The organism is Vibrio sp. 10N.261.51.F11 (genome assembly GCF_041471665.1).
In the GTDB taxonomy this organism is placed as follows: domain Bacteria; phylum Pseudomonadota; class Gammaproteobacteria; order Enterobacterales; family Vibrionaceae; genus Vibrio; species Vibrio crassostreae_C.
The window spans coordinates 64,445-80,646 of record NZ_JBFROW010000025.1; the positions used below are offsets into that span (position 1 = coordinate 64,445).

Below are 16,202 nucleotides of genomic sequence, written 5' to 3' on the forward strand. Positions count from 1 at the left end.
CTCGTATCTCGTATCTCGTAGAAGCATAAGAAAGCCCCAACACGAATGTCGAGGCTAAAGTATCTTTATTTATGTTCTAGCTGAGTATCCGCTGCGTGCTACTCTTCGTTGTTTTCAGCAAACTTAGATGGTGACATGCCAAAGTGGTGCTTAAACCTTTGACTGAAATAGGAAGGGTCATTGAACCCCGAATCAAACGCCACATCAGAGATCTTCTCTCCAGCGAGTAAGCGCTCACACGCATGCTCTAGACGTACTTCATTCAAGTGCTCTTTGAAGGTCTTGTTGTAAGCCGATTTAAAGCGTCTCTGTAAGCTTCTCTCAGACATAAACAAATACTTAGCGGCAGTTGCAGTACTGAACTCGGCATCAGCGTAGTTTTCACTCACAAGCTGCGACACTCTGTTCTTCCACTCTTGTTCCGCTGTCAGTTTTTGTTGCTCTGGTGTTGAGGCGGCAAGCTTAATGGTTTCAATCTGTTCAATTGTGCTGGCTTCGAGATTGTCGAGTACTTGATACTCAATTGGCCACGAAAGCTGAACCTTATTTTGAGACTCCGAAACAAAGGCATTAAGCTCGCCACCGCTCTGATTCATCAATAGCGGCAGCTTTTCGATGTTAAGGTCGGTCGACTTTCCGGTATTGTCACCCATGCTTGATGCCAGCTTAGGGAAAGGCATGCCATGATCTCGAATGGTTACAACAAGATGCTCCTTAACCTCTTCAACCAGAACCACCATACTCTGCGACTTAAAGTTTCTCTTGATGATGCTCCCGACCAAGCTATTGAAGATAATATCGAGATTAAAATACAGCAACGAGACATATCGTTGTTTTGTTTCGACTTTAATATCCAGTTCAATACCGGCTTTGGTTAAGTCATCCTGCCAAGCTTTGAGTACCACCTCTAAGATTAAAATTATATCGTAACAAACTTGCCCTTCTCCTTGAGGCGTATTACTCAATTGAGCTAAGCCATTTTTCAAGGTTAGAATCGGCGACTTCCCGAGCTCGTCATTCCAATTCGGGAGCATCGCAGCAATATGATTCACTTCAGAAGAGAGTTCATTGGCAGTGTGAGACACAAGCGCATTCTTCACGGATAGCTGCTTTTTAAGCTGTTGATTAGTGGCGAGTAATATCCGGCTTTGGTGCCTCAATTGGTCTGTCTTCAGTGCAACTTGCGCTTTTAAGTGCCGGTTGGCAAAAGTGACATAACGCGAACGCCAAAAGACTAAGATAGTCACAACGCCAATCAGTAATATCAGAGAGCTTGCTGCAGCCCAATTGGTCAGATACCAAGGCTCCGCAATCGAGAAGCTTTGATTGGTTGACACAAAGCGATAATGGGAGTCTTTAACCGGCTTCACTTCAAGTGTGTAATCCCCTGGAAGAAGATGATCGAGCGTTAACAAGCCCCCTTCAAACTCACTCCAAGGTTCATCGTCGCTCAGTCGGTATTCCATCGCAGGTGCGAACGTTGCTGGTAAGATACCTAGCTTAAACCCCATCGATGAACCATAAGGAATCTCATCCAGCTCTGCCATTTTCCCGCCAAGTGATACCGTTTGTTGGTCGACACTTATCTTACTCAACAAGGCACGGCTATGAGGTGTAGTTGATACCAGTAACTCGTTAGATAACGCGCTGACTACACCATACTTTGAGCCGAAAACAAGCCTCGAAGGTTGGCTATCTTGACTGTAAAAAAGAGCACACGCTCCTGCCGCCAGTTCATTGGTGATCAAACCAAATGGCGAACCTATGTGTTTATGCAGTTGCCCATCCAATCCGTAATAACTGATGCCTTTCGAAGAGCCTAACCAAACACCATTGTCATCGCTTATCAGGCAGTTGGGGCTAATATTGTCTTCAACAAGAGTGATTTCTTGAATAATAGAGCTGTCATCCGGGATTCGATACACGCCATAACTGCTCGCAAACCACTGCGCTCCATCCTTCGCTTTTTCAATATCGACGACTTTGCCAAACCGTTCGCTGGAACGACTAAAGCTAATTCGTTTATCAATGAACGAGTAGAAGCCATGATCCGTTCCTATATAGATGCGACCTAGCAAGCCTACATTGAGAGCGGTGATCTTCGCAGGCAAGAACTTGTCGACTAACCAGTCAGTGCCATAACTCGTCAGTTTCATGGTTTCGATAGATAACGAATAGAGGTTTTGCCCAGAGGTCATCCAAAGAACGTTATCGGCTTGAAGCGCAAGGTTTTCAACACGCACTCCCTCAATTGGCCTTGGTAAATCAAGGGCTTCGGGTTGTAGTGTTTCCGTATTTAGACTGATGATACCTTGTTCGGTCGCCAACCAAATGGAAGAGCCAAAGATCTCAAAATCATTAACAGGGTTAGAGTAAACACGAATTGGGTTCTCTTCACTTTCAGAATCAACCAAGTAGAGCCCCATTGAAGACGCGACCCAAGATAACTGGTCACTGACAGGCAGTACTTTATTGATCACCACACTACTCGAATGCATGCCCATTCCAGTTAGGGGTGTTCTCGAGAAGGTTTTGCTGAACAGTGAGAAGTATCGGATACCGTTGTTTGTCGCAACCCACATACCACCAGCATGATCGTTTATCAACGAATATATTTTCTCACCCGGTAACGAGAAGTCTTGACTAGCGGCTTGTTCGAATCGAGTAATTTGTCCCGTAATAAAGTTGTAGCTAATAAGGCCGTGCTCTGTACCAATCCAATACTGGTCCGAAGTTTCGGCCAACGAGAGAACATGCGACCCTTTAACGATGGTCTCTTTGTCTGGGTTCGCGAGATCAACAATCACAGCACCATTTAAAGTACCGATCACTAACTCACGTCGAGCATTCGAAAAATAAACCGTCTCAATATGGTTTTTGTCTGATGCGGTGACATGGGTAAACTCTTGATTCTCTGAAAGGTAAACGCCAGAACTGGTCGCTAGCACCCACTTTGATAGTACCCACTCAGCGTCGTTAATCGCAATGTCACTGCTGTTATTGTATCGGTACAGTTTAAGTAGAGAGTAGGTGTTGAATTCTAAAGATTGAGTGTTGTAAGTATAGAAATTACTGCCGTCAGTAACCCAAATATAATCGCCTGATGCACCGATATTCGCTATTTCAGCGCCGGGACTTAGGCTAAACGCCAATTCGTTGCCAATTCCAGGGTTATGTCGATAGACCTCATTGTCGAAAAATGTCCAAAACTCATCGTTCAGAAAGGCGACTCTTTCCGAAGAAAATTGCAGTAAGCTTCCCTTGCGAGGGAATAGAGTTCGACCATCGTAAAAGAGTACTTTTCCATGCACATCATGAACCCAGAGCCCACCTCCGGCACCTAAATACAAGTTTTTAGCCGCAAGGAAATTCCCTTGCGCTTGAGCGGGCAAAGGATAGAAAACGGAGGGCGAGGTATTTACCGCTAGAACGCTAAATGAAATGCTCATTAACATGAACATTTTGAAGATAATTCGATACAACTCTTAATCCTGAACAGCAACAACACATGAAATTTTGGGTACCACAACGTCTTATCGTTGCTAAAACAAAAACTGAGTTTTTTTGTGCTTATTATTATCTTTCCATTTTAGCGGAAATTAGAAAAGGAGAAAGGAGGTTTGTTATTTGTTAGGAGGTTTTATCTTAGCGGTCACGAAAATGCCGCAAAAAGCGGCATGATTCATAAATTAACGAGAGCAAAGTAGAGTAAAGAATACTCGTTTATGACTTACTTCTCGTCTAAGCAACTTGTATAGCTATCTGTAAGTTGCTGAAGAAAATCGAAATAGCTTCCACTCTTCACTTCAACTGTTGAACCGATAGGGTCAAGCTGACCTTGTTTTGCGTTACTTCCGCGCGTCACTGATTCAATCACAGCAGGAGTGAATTGAGGCTCAGAAAACACACATTGAACGTTTTCACGTACTATCGTTTTCTTAATAGCGATCAGGCTTTTTGCACCCGGCTTACGCTCTGGGCTCACCGTAAAGTGACCTAAGTTATTTAGCTCAAACTCTTGCTCAAAGTAACCATACGCGTCATGAAAAACGTAGTAACCTTTGTCTTTCACGGGTGCAAGTTGCTCTCGAATAGACTGTTGCTTCTCTTTCAATGCAATCAGGAATGAATCGAGATTCTCTTGGTACGCCATTGCGTTGTCTGGATCAGATTCAATCAACTTAGCTGAGATGTATTTTGCAGCTACTTCAACTTGCTCGATACCTAACCAAAAATGCGGGTCATGGCTACCGTGGTGGTGCCCTTCATGTGCATCGTGGTCATGCTCTTCGTGTCCGAACTCTCGCAAGTTGATTCCGGGAATATCACTGATCTTGATAACATTTTCTTTTGAACCAATCACCTTAGTCAGAAAGGCTTCTAGGTCAGGGCCGAACCAGATGACCATATCGGCACTATGAACTTTTTTGACATCCGATGGCTTAAGCGCATAATCATGCGGCGAAGCATTGCTGTTCATCAACACATCCGGCTCACTAACGCCTTGCGTTAATTCTGTCACAATCATTTGAATTGGTTTAAAGCTTGTTAGAATAGTATTGGCACTTGCGACACTTGGCGCTAAAAGCAAAGTAGCAAGTATAAAAGATGAACGTGACATAATCCCTCGATAATAGAAAAGTAGCTTAGGCTTGAGGTAAATGTTACATTATAACATTAGCGAATTGCAAATGAGTTCTATTCATGGATAACTTAATCCAACTAGATTCTGTGAGCGTCGAATTTGACGGTCGAAAAGTTCTAGACAACATCTCTCTAAATTTAGAGCGCGGCAGAATCACCACCCTGATTGGGCCAAACGGTGCAGGAAAGTCGACATTAGTAAAAGTGGTACTGGGTTTACAGACCAAATTTTCAGGCACAATAACAAAAGCTAAAAAACTGAAAATTGGCTATGTACCACAAAAATTAAAGCTCAATGATTCCCTACCGCTCAACGTAGAGCGTTTTCTAAAACTCACTGGCAATTTCAGTCAGCAAGAGATCCTTGAAGCATTGAAGCTTGTTGGTGCTGAACATCTGCAGAAGAGTAACATGCACCAGCTATCTGGCGGAGAAAACCAACGTGTGCTCATTGCTCGTTCATTGCTAAGAAGACCAGATCTACTGGTTCTCGATGAACCGGCTCAAGGCGTCGACGTTCAAGGGCAAATAGACCTGTATGACTTGATTGACACCATTCGCCACCGCTTTGGTTGTGCCGTATTTATGGTTTCACACGATCTGCATTTAGTGATGGCAAAAACAGACGATGTTATCTGTTTACACCACCACATCTGTTGCTCAGGCGCACCTGCAGACATCAAACACCATCCTTCGTATATTGCGCTCTTTGGCACCGCGACCCAAGAGACGCTAGCGTTTTATCATCACCAACACGAACATCACCATCATGATCTCGCAGGCCAGCCTGTCGAAGGCGACGTGCATGAATGTTCAAACCATAAACACGGACACCACTAATGCTTGAGTTTCTTCTTCCCTCTATTTTGGCGGGTTTGGGTATTGCACTAATTGCAGGCCCACTAGGTTCATTCGTGGTGTGGCGTAAGATGGCTTACTTTGGTGACACGCTTGCTCACGCTTCTTTGATGGGCTTAGCACTTGGCTTTCTGTTCAACATTAACTTGTATTTCGCGCTGCTGATTTGTTGTTTGATGCTGGCCGTGTTGCTAGTGACTTTACAAAAACAAAAGCTGGTCGCGACCGATACCCTACTCGGTATTTTGGCGCACAGTGCGCTATCACTTGGTTTGGTTGCTGTAAGTTTCTTAGATAACGTTCGTGTTGACCTAATGAGCTACCTATTTGGTGACTTGCTGGCAGTATCTCCAACGGATTTAGTGTTCATCTATGCGGGTGCTGCTGTGATTGGATTAGTACTTGCTATCTTTTGGCGACCACTACTATCAACGACGGTTAACGAAGATCTCGCGGCGGTTGATGGCATCAACATTGATTTAATGCGTCTGATTCTGATGCTATTGGTCGGTATCGTGATTGCTGTCGGTATGAAGTTTGTTGGTGCGTTAATCATGACATCGCTACTGATTATTCCTGCAGCAACGGCAAGGAAGTTCTCGAGCACACCTGAGCAGATGGCCTTCCTTGCATCAATTATTGGCTCTATCGCTGTATTCGGTGGATTAAGCTTGTCTTGGTTCTATGATACGCCTGCTGGCCCGTCTGTGGTTATCAGTGCGGCAGCAATGTTTATGCTATCTCAAATGGTTAGAAGTCGAGCTTAGCACTTAGCAGTACGATCTCGTATCTCGAAAACATAAAAAAAGGCTTGGTCAGTGACCAAGCCTTTTTAATATCGTTTCAATTAACTTCTATCTCAATCGATAAAAGCCAGCTGATTACCAACCCGTGATTTCACGTAGGCCTTTACCGATGTCAGCAAGAGACTTAACAGTCTTAACGCCTGCTGCTTCTAGTGCTGCGAATTTATCTTCAGCAGTACCTTTACCGCCAGAGATGATTGCGCCTGCGTGGCCCATACGTTTGCCCGGAGGAGCAGTAACACCAGCGATGTAAGATACAACTGGCTTAGTTACGTTTGCTTTGATGAAATCAGCCGCTTCTTCTTCCGCAGTACCACCGATTTCACCAATCATTACGATTGCTTCAGTTTCTGGGTCTTCTTGGAAAAGTTTCAAGATATCAATGAAGTTTGAACCTGGGATAGGGTCACCACCGATACCAACACATGTAGACTGACCAAAGCCTTCATCTGTTGTTTGCTTAACTGCTTCGTATGTCAGAGTACCGCTGCGAGATACGATACCTACTTTACCCTTCTTGTGGATGTGACCAGGCATGATACCAATCTTACACTCGTCTGGAGTGATAAGACCTGGACAGTTAGGACCGATCATGCGAACGCCAGTTTCTTCTAGCTTCACTTTAACGTCGATCATATCTGTTGTAGGGATACCTTCAGTGATCGTTACGATCAGTTCGATACCTGCATCAATCGCTTCTAGGATTGCATCTTTACAGAAAGGAGCTGGTACGTAGATAACTGTTGCTGTTGCGCCAGTTACTTCTACCGCTTCACGTACTGTGTTGAATACTGGAAGGCCTAGGTGAGTTTGACCACCTTTACCAGGTGAAACACCACCAACCATTTGCGTACCGTATGCGATAGCTTGGTCTGAGTGGAATGTACCTTGACCGCCAGTGAAACCCTGACAGATTACTTTAGTGTCTTTGTTAATTAATACAGACATTATTTAGCCTCCGCAGCAGCAACAACTTTCTGAGCAGCATCTGTTAGAGATTCAGCTGCAATGATATCAACATCAGAATTAGCAAGTACTTCGCGACCTAGGTCTGCGTTTGTACCTTCTAGACGAACAACTACAGGAACTGTTACGCCGACTTCTTTAACTGCACCGATAATACCTTCAGCGATCATGTCACAACGAACGATGCCACCGAAAATGTTTACGAGTACTGCTTTAACATTGCCATCAGAAAGGATGATCTTGAATGCTTCAGCTACACGTTCTTTTGTCGCGCCGCCGCCTACATCAAGGAAGTTTGCTGGCTTGCCGCCGTGTAGGTTTACGATATCCATCGTACCCATCGCAAGGCCTGCACCGTTAACCATACAGCCAACGTTACCATCTAGTGCTACGTAGTTCAGTTCCCACTGTGCTGCGTGTGCTTCGCGCTCATCTTCTTGAGATGGATCGTGCATTTCACGTAGTTTAGGCTGACGGTACATCGCGTTTGAGTCGATGTTGATCTTGCCGTCTAGACAAAGCAGGTTGCCTTCGCCAGTAATTACAAGCGGGTTGATTTCTAGTAGAGCTAGGTCGTACTGAGAGAACATTTGGCCAAGACCCATGAAGATCTTAACGAACTGTTTGATTTGATCGCCAACTAGACCAAGTTTGAACGCAAGTTCACGGCCTTGGTAAGCTTGAGGGCCTACTAGAGGATCGATCGCTGATTGGTGAATCAACTCTGGAGTTTCTTCAGCGATTTTCTCAATGTCCACACCGCCTTCAGTTGACGCCATGAATACAATTTTACGCGTTGCGCGGTCAACAACAGCACCTAGGTAAAGTTCGTTAGCAATGTTTGATGCTTCTTCAACTAGGATCTTTGTTACAGGCTGACCATTAGCGTCTGTTTGGTAAGTCACTAGGTTTTTACCTAGCCACTTTTGTGCAAACTCTTTAACGCCTTCTTTGGTGTCATGTAGCTCTACGCCGCCCGCTTTACCGCGGCCACCAGCATGTACTTGACACTTAACGACTTTCTTGGCTGTACTGATACGACCTGCAGCTTCGAAAGCTTCTTGTGCAGTATCACATGCGAAACCTTCTGGTACAGGCAAACCGAATTCTGCAAACAGCTGTTTGGCTTGGTATTCATGCAAATTCATTTTGATATTCCGTTTATTTTCCCTTAAGGGATTATTATTTCCATAACGACACAGTTTCCTGTGTTACGTCTGTAGGGTCTTCTCAAAACAACTGCTGTCCATTTTCTAATGGCTTTACAGTTCAATTGAAGGCCAGACGTTGAGCAGCCTAGCCTTTGAAACTTTTTACGTCTAGCTAACGGGGTTAACTAGACGTTTTAGCGATACTAAACGTCTAATAGCAGACGTGCAGGATCTTCTAGAAGCTCTTTGATGGTCACTAGGAAGCCAACTGATTCACGGCCATCGATTAGACGGTGGTCGTAAGAAAGCGCTAGGTACATCATTGGTAGAATCTCTACCTTGCCATCAACAGCCATTGGACGGTCTTGGATTTTGTGCATACCCAAAATTGCCGCTTGAGGTGGGTTGATGATTGGCGTAGACATTAGAGAACCAAATACACCACCGTTTGTGATAGTGAAGTTACCACCCATCAGTTCATCAACCGTTAGCTTGCCGTCACGGCCTTTGATTGCTAGCTCTTTGATGCCTTTTTCGATATCAGCGAAACCTAGTGTGTCACAGTCTTTAAGTACTGGAGTCACTAGACCACGTGGCGTAGATACCGCCATGCTGATGTCGAAGTAGTTGTGGTAAACGATATCTGTACCATCAATAGAAGCGTTCACTTCTGGGAAACGTTTTAGCGCTTCTGTTACTGCTTTCACGTAGAAAGACATGAAGCCAAGACGCGTATCGTGACGTTTCTCGAATTGGTCTTTGTACTGCTTACGAAGGTCCATGATTGGCTTCATGTTCACTTCGTTGAAAGTAGTCAGCATTGCTGTGCTGTTTTTCGCTTCTAGAAGACGGTTTGCAACTGTCTTACGCAGGCGAGTCATAGGCACGCGTTTTTGGCTGCGAGCCGCTGCTGGCGCTTCAACTGCTGGTGCAGATGCTGCTGCCGGAGCCGCTTTCGCTGCTGCTAGGTGTGCGTCGATGTCTTCACGAGTAATACGACCACCAACACCAGTGCCTTTAACGTCAGCTGGTTGTAGGTTGTGCTCAGCAAGCAGGCGACGAACAGCTGGGCTTAGTGCGTCGTTGTTCTCTTCTGTTAGCGCAGCTTTATGGCGCTTATCAGGAGATGCTTCTGTATCTTCAGTGGTGTCTTTCGTTGGTTCACCAGCGACAGCACCCGGCTTGATTTTAGCCAAAAGCTGCTTAGAAAGTACCGTAGCACCCTCTTCTTCGATGATAGCTTCCAGAACACCCGCTTCAGGAGCCGGTACTTCTAGAACTACTTTATCTGTTTCGATATCTACAATGACTTCATCACGTGCAACCGCTTCGCCCGGTTTTTTGTGCCAAGTAGCAACTGTTGCATCAGCCACAGATTCAGGTAAATCTGGAACCAGAATTTCAATTGTCATGTGCGTATTTTCCTTTTACTTCTAGTTCTTAAGTAGGGTCAAAGCGTCGTCAACTAACGCTTTTTGTTGTTTCAAGTGTACTGACATATAGCCAACAGCTGGTGATGCTGATGCAGGACGACCTGCGTATTGAATATCAGCACCTACTGGGATAGCAGCTCGGAAATTATGTTGGCTACTGTACCAAGCACCTTGGTTTTGTGGCTCTTCTTGACACCAAACGTAATCGACTACATTTGTGTACTGTGCGATGGCAGCTCTCACGTCCTCATAAGGGAACGGGTAAAGTTGCTCAATACGTACAATAGCGACATCGTCTTGCTCGTTCTTACGTCTTTGGTCAAGCAGGTCAAAGTAAACCTTACCTGAACAGAACACGACGCGTTTTACGTTCTCAGGAGCCAGATCATCAATTTCTGCGATAGCTGGTTGGAACGTGCCTTCTGCCAAATCTTCAAGAGAAGAAGTACACAGAGGGTGACGAAGCAATGACTTAGGTGACATTACAATCAGTGGACGACGCATTGGTCGAACAACCTGACGGCGAATCATGTGGTAAACCTGAGCTGGTGTTGAAGGAACAACAACCTGCATGTTTTGTTCAGCACATAACTGAAGGTAACGCTCAAGACGTGCAGAAGAGTGCTCCGGGCCTTGGCCTTCATAACCGTGAGGAAGCAGCATAGTTAGACCACATAGACGTGCCCACTTTTGCTCACCTGATGAAATGAATTGGTCGATAACAACTTGTGCACCGTTTGCGAAGTCACCAAATTGAGCTTCCCAAAGGGTTAGACCGCTTGGCTCTGCTGTTGCGTAACCATACTCAAATGCGAGTACCGCTTCTTCAGATAACACAGAGTCAAACACTTGGAATGGCCCTTGTTTATCATGAATGTTCGCAAGAGGAACATACGTGCTTGCATCTGATTGATTGTGCAGTACTGAGTGACGGTGGAAGAACGTACCACGACCTGAATCTTGGCCTGAGATACGAATACGCTTACCGTCGTCAACAAGTGTTGCGTATGCCAGAGTTTCAGCCATACCCCAATCGACTTGTTTCTCACCATTCACCATGGCAGTACGATCGTTGTACAGTTTATTTACTCGGCTTTGCAGCTTGTGGCTGTCCGGGTATTGACAAAGTTTGGTACCAAGCTCTTTCAGGCGCTCGATATCAATCTTGTTATCCCACTCGATGTTCCAGTCGTGACCTAGGTAAGGAGACCAGTCTACTGAGTGAAGTGCCATTGGACGCCACTCTTTAACCACAACTTCACCGTGATCAAGTGCATCACGATATTCGTTAACTAGCTGAGTTGCTGTATCAATACCAAACTCACCGCGCTCCATTAGCACGTCAGCGTAAAGCTTACGTGGTGTTGGGTGCTTCTTGATTTTTTGGTACATCAAAGGCTGTGTTGCATTCGGCTCATCGGCTTCATTGTGACCGTGGCGACGGTAACAAACCAAATCAATAACAACATCACGCTTAAACGTATTACGGTAATCCAATGCAAGACGCGCAACAAACGCAACCGCTTCTGGATCATCAGAGTTAACGTGGAAAATCGGAGCCTGAACCATCTTCGCGATATCGGTACAGTACATCGTAGAGCGTGTATCGCGAGGGTTAGACGTTGTAAAACCAACTTGGTTGTTTACAACGATACGAACCGTACCACCTACACAGAAACCACGAGCTTGAGACATGTTAAACGTCTCTTGTACTACACCCTGACCAGCGATAGCTGAGTCACCGTGGATAGTAATTGGAAGTACACGGCTACCATCATTATCACCAAGGCGATCTTGACGTGCACGTACTGAACCGATAACTACCGGGTTTACGATTTCTAAGTGAGATGGGTTAAATGCTAGTGCTAAGTGAACGTTGCCGCCTGGCGTTGCGAAGTCCGCAGAGAAGCCTTGGTGGTATTTCACATCACCAGTACCCCACGTGTCATCGTGCTTGCCCGCAAACTCGTCAAACAGGTCTTGTGGCTTTTTACCAAGCACGTTGACCAACATGTTTAGACGACCACGGTGAGCCATACCAACAACAACTTCACGCATGCCTTGTCCGCCAGCATGACGAATAATTTCTTTCGTCATTGGGATAAGAGCATCACCACCTTCCAACGAGAAGCGTTTTGCGCCTGGGAATTTCGCACCAAGATAGCGCTCAAGACCTTCAGCAGCAGTTAGCTCTTCTAGGAAAGCTTGCTTTTCTTCTTTGTTGAAAGAGGGTTGACCAGATACAGACTCTAAACGTTGTTGGATCCAACGCTTTTGCTCTGTATTTGTCATGTGCATGTATTCAGCACCAATAGAGCCACAATACGTTTGCTTTAGAGATTTGTAGAGATCTTTAAGCACCATCGTCTCTTGGCCAATGGCGTAAGAGCCGACGTTGAACGTCTCATTGAGGTCATCTTCGGTAAGAGTGTGGAAAGAAGGGTCCAGTTCATCAACTGTCGCTCTTTTCCATAAACCTAGGGGGTCTAGATTTGCTGCTTGATGCCCTCGGAATCGATAGGCATTAATAAGTTGCAGAACCTTTACTTGTTTCGCATCGACATCTGGATCACTAACTTGGACACTGTAATGCTTTGTTTCTTGAGCGAGTCGACGGAAGTATTCACGAACACGAGAGTGTGGTTGTTCCACTGTCTCTGAAGCTTGCACAGGCAGTTCTTCAAAAACACTTCTCCATTCGTCACTTACCGAATCTGGGTCACTTAGATACAGTTCATAGAGTTCTTCTACGTACGTTGCATTGGCGCCAGCCAAGTGTGAAGACTCGAGCCATGCCTTCATCACGCCGTTGTGCATATTTTCCCTTAACCAGTAGTTTTCACGTTTGCTGCGGTCTATGCCGAGCTATTAAAAGGCCGCCCCAAAACTTCTAGGGCGGCAATTTTTATATAACTTAAACCGAACGATTCACTAGCATGGTCTTGATGTGACCAATAGCTTTCGTCGGATTTAATCCCTTAGGACAAACACTTACACAATTCATGATGCCATGGCAACGAAAAACGCTAAATGCATCATCAAGATCGGACAAACGTTCGTCTGTCGCTGTATCTCGGCTATCAATTAGCCAACGGTACGCTGCAAGCAGGCCTGCTGGTCCGATGAATTTGTCAGGGTTCCACCAGAATGATGGGCATGACGTTGTACAACATGCACACATGATACATTCGTACAATCCATCTAAATGAGCACGCTCATCAGGGCTTTGTAAGTTTTCACGAGCCGGTGGCACATTGCCATCAGACACTAAGAATGGCTTCACTTTTTCGTAGTTATCGTAGAACTGAGTCATGTCTACAATCAGGTCACGAACAACGGGTAAGCCAGGCAGTGGGCGAATCACAATCTTGTCTTGGCCCGAAAGCGCAGACAATGGCGTGATACACGCTAGGCCATTTTTACCGTTCATGTTCAAACCATCCGAGCCACATACACCTTCACGGCATGAGCGACGGAATGAGATTGTTGGATCTTGCTCTTTCAACAGAATTAGCGCATCCAAAAGCATCATGTCTGAACCTTCATCCACTTCTAGAGTGTATTCCTTCATATAAGGTTTCTGGTCGACATCTGGATTGTAACGATATAAAGAGAAATTCAGTTTCATGGTCATATCTCCTTAGTACGTACGTGCTTTTGGTGGGAACGCTTCACGATGGATAGGTTCCATGTTTACACCACGCTTAGTCATGCTCTCTGACTCTGGGTTGTAAAGTGAGTGGCATAGCCATTGCTCATCATCACGGTCAGGGAAATCGAATCGAGCGTGTGCGCCACGGCTCTCTGTACGGAAATTTGCAGCAACAGCCGTTGCGAATGCCGTTTCCATCAAGTTTTCAAGCTCTAGACACTCGATACGTTGAGTGTTGAACTCTGTAGACTTATCAGATAGGTGTGCATTTTTCAGACGCTCGCGAATCGCTTTTAGCTCTTCTAGGCCTTCAGCCATTGCTTTGCCTTCACGGAATACTGAGAAGTTGTTCTGCATACATTGCTGAAGATCTTTACGGATTTGCGCTGGATCTTCGCCGTCTGTGCTGTTTTCCCAACGGTTGTAACGCTCTAGTGAACGCTCAATGTCAGCTTCAGTTGCAGGTTTCGCTTCGTCTTGCTTCTTCAGTGTCTCACCTAGGTGTAGACCTGTCGCACGACCAAATACCACTAAATCAAGCAGTGAGTTACCACCTAGACGGTTGGCACCATGTACTGATACTGATGCGATTTCACCACAAGCAAAGAGACCTTGGATTTCAACATCGTTGCCGTCTTCGGTTTGCTTAATAGCTTGACCAGAAACTTGTGTTGGAACACCACCCATCATGTAGTGACATGTAGGGATTACTGGGATTGGCTCTTTCACTGGATCAACGTGAGCAAAGGTACGAGAAAGTTCACATACACCAGGAAGACGAGATTCAAGTGTCTCTTTACCTAGATGATCAAGCTTAAGCTTGATGTGTGGACCCCAAGGGCCATCGCAACCGCGACCTTCACGAATTTCAACCATCATTGAACGAGCAACAACATCACGACCCGCTAAGTCTTTAGCGTTTGGTGCGTAACGTTCCATGAAGCGTTCGCCGTCTTTATTGAGAAGGTAACCACCTTCACCACGACAACCTTCCGTTACCAATACACCTGCACCAGCGATACCCGTCGGGTGGAACTGCCACATTTCGATGTCTTGCATAGGAACGCCAGCACGAATCGCCATACCAACACCGTCACCAGTGTTAATGTGTGCATTGGTTGTTGATGCGTAGATACGACCAGCACCACCAGTCGCAAGGATTGTTGCCTTCGCTTTGAAGTAGCAAACCTCGCCCGTTTCCATACAAAGCGCGGTAGTACCTAAAATTGCACCATCTTCGTTTTTAACAAGATCCAGTGCATACCACTCAGAGAAAACCGTCGTTTTGTGTTTAATGTTTTGTTGGTAAAGCGTATGAAGCAGTGCGTGACCAGTACGGTCGGCTGCAGCTGCGGTACGAGCCGCTTGCTCACCACCAAAGTTTTTAGATTGACCACCGAAAGGACGCTGGTAAATAGTACCGTTCTCAAAACGAGAGAAAGGCAGGCCCATTTTTTCGAGTTCGATTACCGACTCAGGACCGTTTTTACACATGTATTCGATAGCGTCTTGGTCACCGATGTAATCAGAACCTTTTACTGTGTCATACATATGTTGTTCCCAATGGTCTTCATGCGCGTTACCAAGAGCAACAGTGATGCCGCCTTGCGCTGAAACCGTATGAGAACGAGTAGGGAAAACTTTAGAAAGCAATGCACAAGAAAGGCCTTGCTCAGAAATTTGCAGTGCGGCACGCATACCTGCACCACCAGCGCCGATCACTACGGCATCAAACTCACGAACAGGAATAGTCACTTACGCACCCCACAAAATAAACAGACCAGAGAAGAAATATCCAAGAAGAACTGCAACAACACCGACTTGAAGACCAACACGCAGTTTTGCGCATTTGATGTAGTCAGTTAGTACTTGCCATAGGCCGATCCACGCGTGAACCAAAACAGAAGTAAGCGCTAACATGGTGAAGACTTTAGTGAAGGTTCCACCAAAGAATTGCGTCCAAGATGCGTAAGAGATATCACCAGAGAAAGCACAAAAGCTAACTAGGTAGATAGTGTAAAGCGTCATAATGATGGCAGTAGCACGAATCAATAGATAATCGTGGACACCATTACGACCAAAAGTAGAAACGTTGTTTACCATACTAAGATCCCCGCTAGTAGAGACAATACCGCTGTTGCTGCGAATGCAACCTTAGCGCTCTTCGCGCCAGATTCCAGCTCTTCAAAGTGACCAAGGTCCATAAGAAGGTGACGAATACCACCAGCAATGTGGTAAGCCAAAGCGGTTAAAATGCCCCACAGAATAAACTTCACGAAGAAACCATCGACAATGTCGCTAGCTTCGGCAAAGCCTACTGGGGATGAGAGGGAAATGGATAGTAACCAAAGCAAAATTCCAATCGCGACAAAAGTTATCACCCCAGACACACGGTGTAGGATGGAAGCTATTGCTGTGATTGGAAAGTGGATGGTCTGCAAATCTAAATTAACAGGTCTTGTCTTTCTTTCTTTCACGGGCTTGCTCACTCAGCTCCATTGAGCATTATGGTCATTAAATAACCTTATGATATTGTTATGGACAAAATTTGATTGTAAACCTTCAAAATTTAACATTAACTTAACAAATAACTGAAGTTGAGCCTTAGATAATTGTAAAATAATTGTTAACTGCTCGATTAAGAAAGACACCTCACATTTCTTCTTAGCCTTGCATTTATAAGGTTTTAACC

Annotated in this window: 12 protein-coding genes; 2 read left to right on the forward strand and 10 right to left on the reverse strand. The window is 45.4% G+C overall.

The window, feature by feature from the left end:
* Positions 1–98 precede the first annotated feature (98 nt).
* Positions 99–3,461 carry a helix-turn-helix domain-containing protein gene (locus tag AB4351_RS08450; RefSeq protein WP_372125747.1) on the reverse strand — a complete coding sequence of 1,121 codons (3,363 nt, stop codon included), beginning with the start codon at positions 3,459–3,461 and terminating at the stop codon, positions 99–101.
* A gap of 269 nt (positions 3,462–3,730) precedes the next feature.
* Positions 3,731–4,621 carry a zinc ABC transporter substrate-binding protein ZnuA gene (znuA, locus tag AB4351_RS08455; protein ID WP_017067380.1) on the reverse strand — a complete coding sequence of 297 codons (891 nt, stop codon included), beginning with the start codon at positions 4,619–4,621 and terminating at the stop codon, positions 3,731–3,733.
* An 83-nt stretch (positions 4,622–4,704) separates the two neighbouring features.
* Here znuA and znuC point away from each other — a divergent pair, with 83 nt between their 5' ends.
* Positions 4,705–5,484 carry a zinc ABC transporter ATP-binding protein ZnuC gene (gene znuC / locus AB4351_RS08460; RefSeq protein ID WP_017061943.1) on the forward strand — a complete coding sequence of 260 codons (780 nt, stop codon included), beginning with the start codon at positions 4,705–4,707 and terminating at the stop codon, positions 5,482–5,484.
* Positions 5,484–6,269, forward strand: a complete 786-nt coding sequence (znuB, locus tag AB4351_RS08465) for a zinc ABC transporter permease subunit ZnuB (RefSeq protein ID WP_017061944.1) — start codon at positions 5,484–5,486, stop codon at positions 6,267–6,269. The genes znuC and znuB overlap by 1 nt, the downstream gene beginning before the upstream one ends.
* 114 nt (positions 6,270–6,383) lie before the next feature.
* Here znuB and sucD read toward each other — a convergent pair whose 3' ends face one another.
* The 8 genes from sucD to sdhC all read right to left on the reverse strand — a co-directional run bounded on the left by sucD (position 6,384) and on the right by sdhC (position 15,999).
* Positions 6,384–7,256, reverse strand: a complete 873-nt coding sequence (gene sucD / locus AB4351_RS08470) for a succinate--CoA ligase subunit alpha (RefSeq protein ID WP_017061945.1) — start codon at positions 7,254–7,256, stop codon at positions 6,384–6,386.
* Positions 7,256–8,422, reverse strand: coding sequence for an ADP-forming succinate--CoA ligase subunit beta (gene sucC / locus AB4351_RS08475; RefSeq protein ID WP_372125654.1), 1,167 nt, complete (start codon positions 8,420–8,422; stop codon positions 7,256–7,258). The genes sucD and sucC overlap by 1 nt, the downstream gene beginning before the upstream one ends.
* 206 nt (positions 8,423–8,628) lie before the next feature.
* Complete coding sequence (gene odhB / locus AB4351_RS08480; RefSeq protein WP_017056410.1) at positions 8,629–9,837, reverse strand: 2-oxoglutarate dehydrogenase complex dihydrolipoyllysine-residue succinyltransferase; 1,209 nt, start codon at positions 9,835–9,837, stop codon at positions 8,629–8,631.
* A gap of 21 nt (positions 9,838–9,858) precedes the next feature.
* Entirely contained in the window at positions 9,859–12,675 is a 2,817-nt protein-coding gene (gene sucA, locus AB4351_RS08485) for a 2-oxoglutarate dehydrogenase E1 component (protein ID WP_017061946.1), read from the reverse strand.
* A gap of 97 nt (positions 12,676–12,772) precedes the next feature.
* Entirely contained in the window at positions 12,773–13,486 is a 714-nt protein-coding gene (locus tag AB4351_RS08490; RefSeq protein ID WP_010436773.1) for a succinate dehydrogenase iron-sulfur subunit, read from the reverse strand.
* A 12-nt stretch (positions 13,487–13,498) separates the two neighbouring features.
* On the reverse strand, positions 13,499–15,265 hold the full coding sequence (sdhA, locus tag AB4351_RS08495; protein WP_017061947.1) for a succinate dehydrogenase flavoprotein subunit: 1,767 nt from the start codon (positions 15,263–15,265) through the stop codon (positions 13,499–13,501).
* On the reverse strand, positions 15,266–15,613 hold the full coding sequence (sdhD, locus tag AB4351_RS08500) for a succinate dehydrogenase, hydrophobic membrane anchor protein (RefSeq protein WP_010436768.1): 348 nt from the start codon (positions 15,611–15,613) through the stop codon (positions 15,266–15,268). It lies immediately after the preceding gene.
* Complete coding sequence (gene sdhC, locus AB4351_RS08505; RefSeq protein ID WP_017061948.1) at positions 15,607–15,999, reverse strand: succinate dehydrogenase cytochrome b556 subunit; 393 nt, start codon at positions 15,997–15,999, stop codon at positions 15,607–15,609. The genes sdhD and sdhC overlap by 7 nt, the downstream gene beginning before the upstream one ends.
* Between the last annotated feature and the right edge of the window lie 203 nt (positions 16,000–16,202).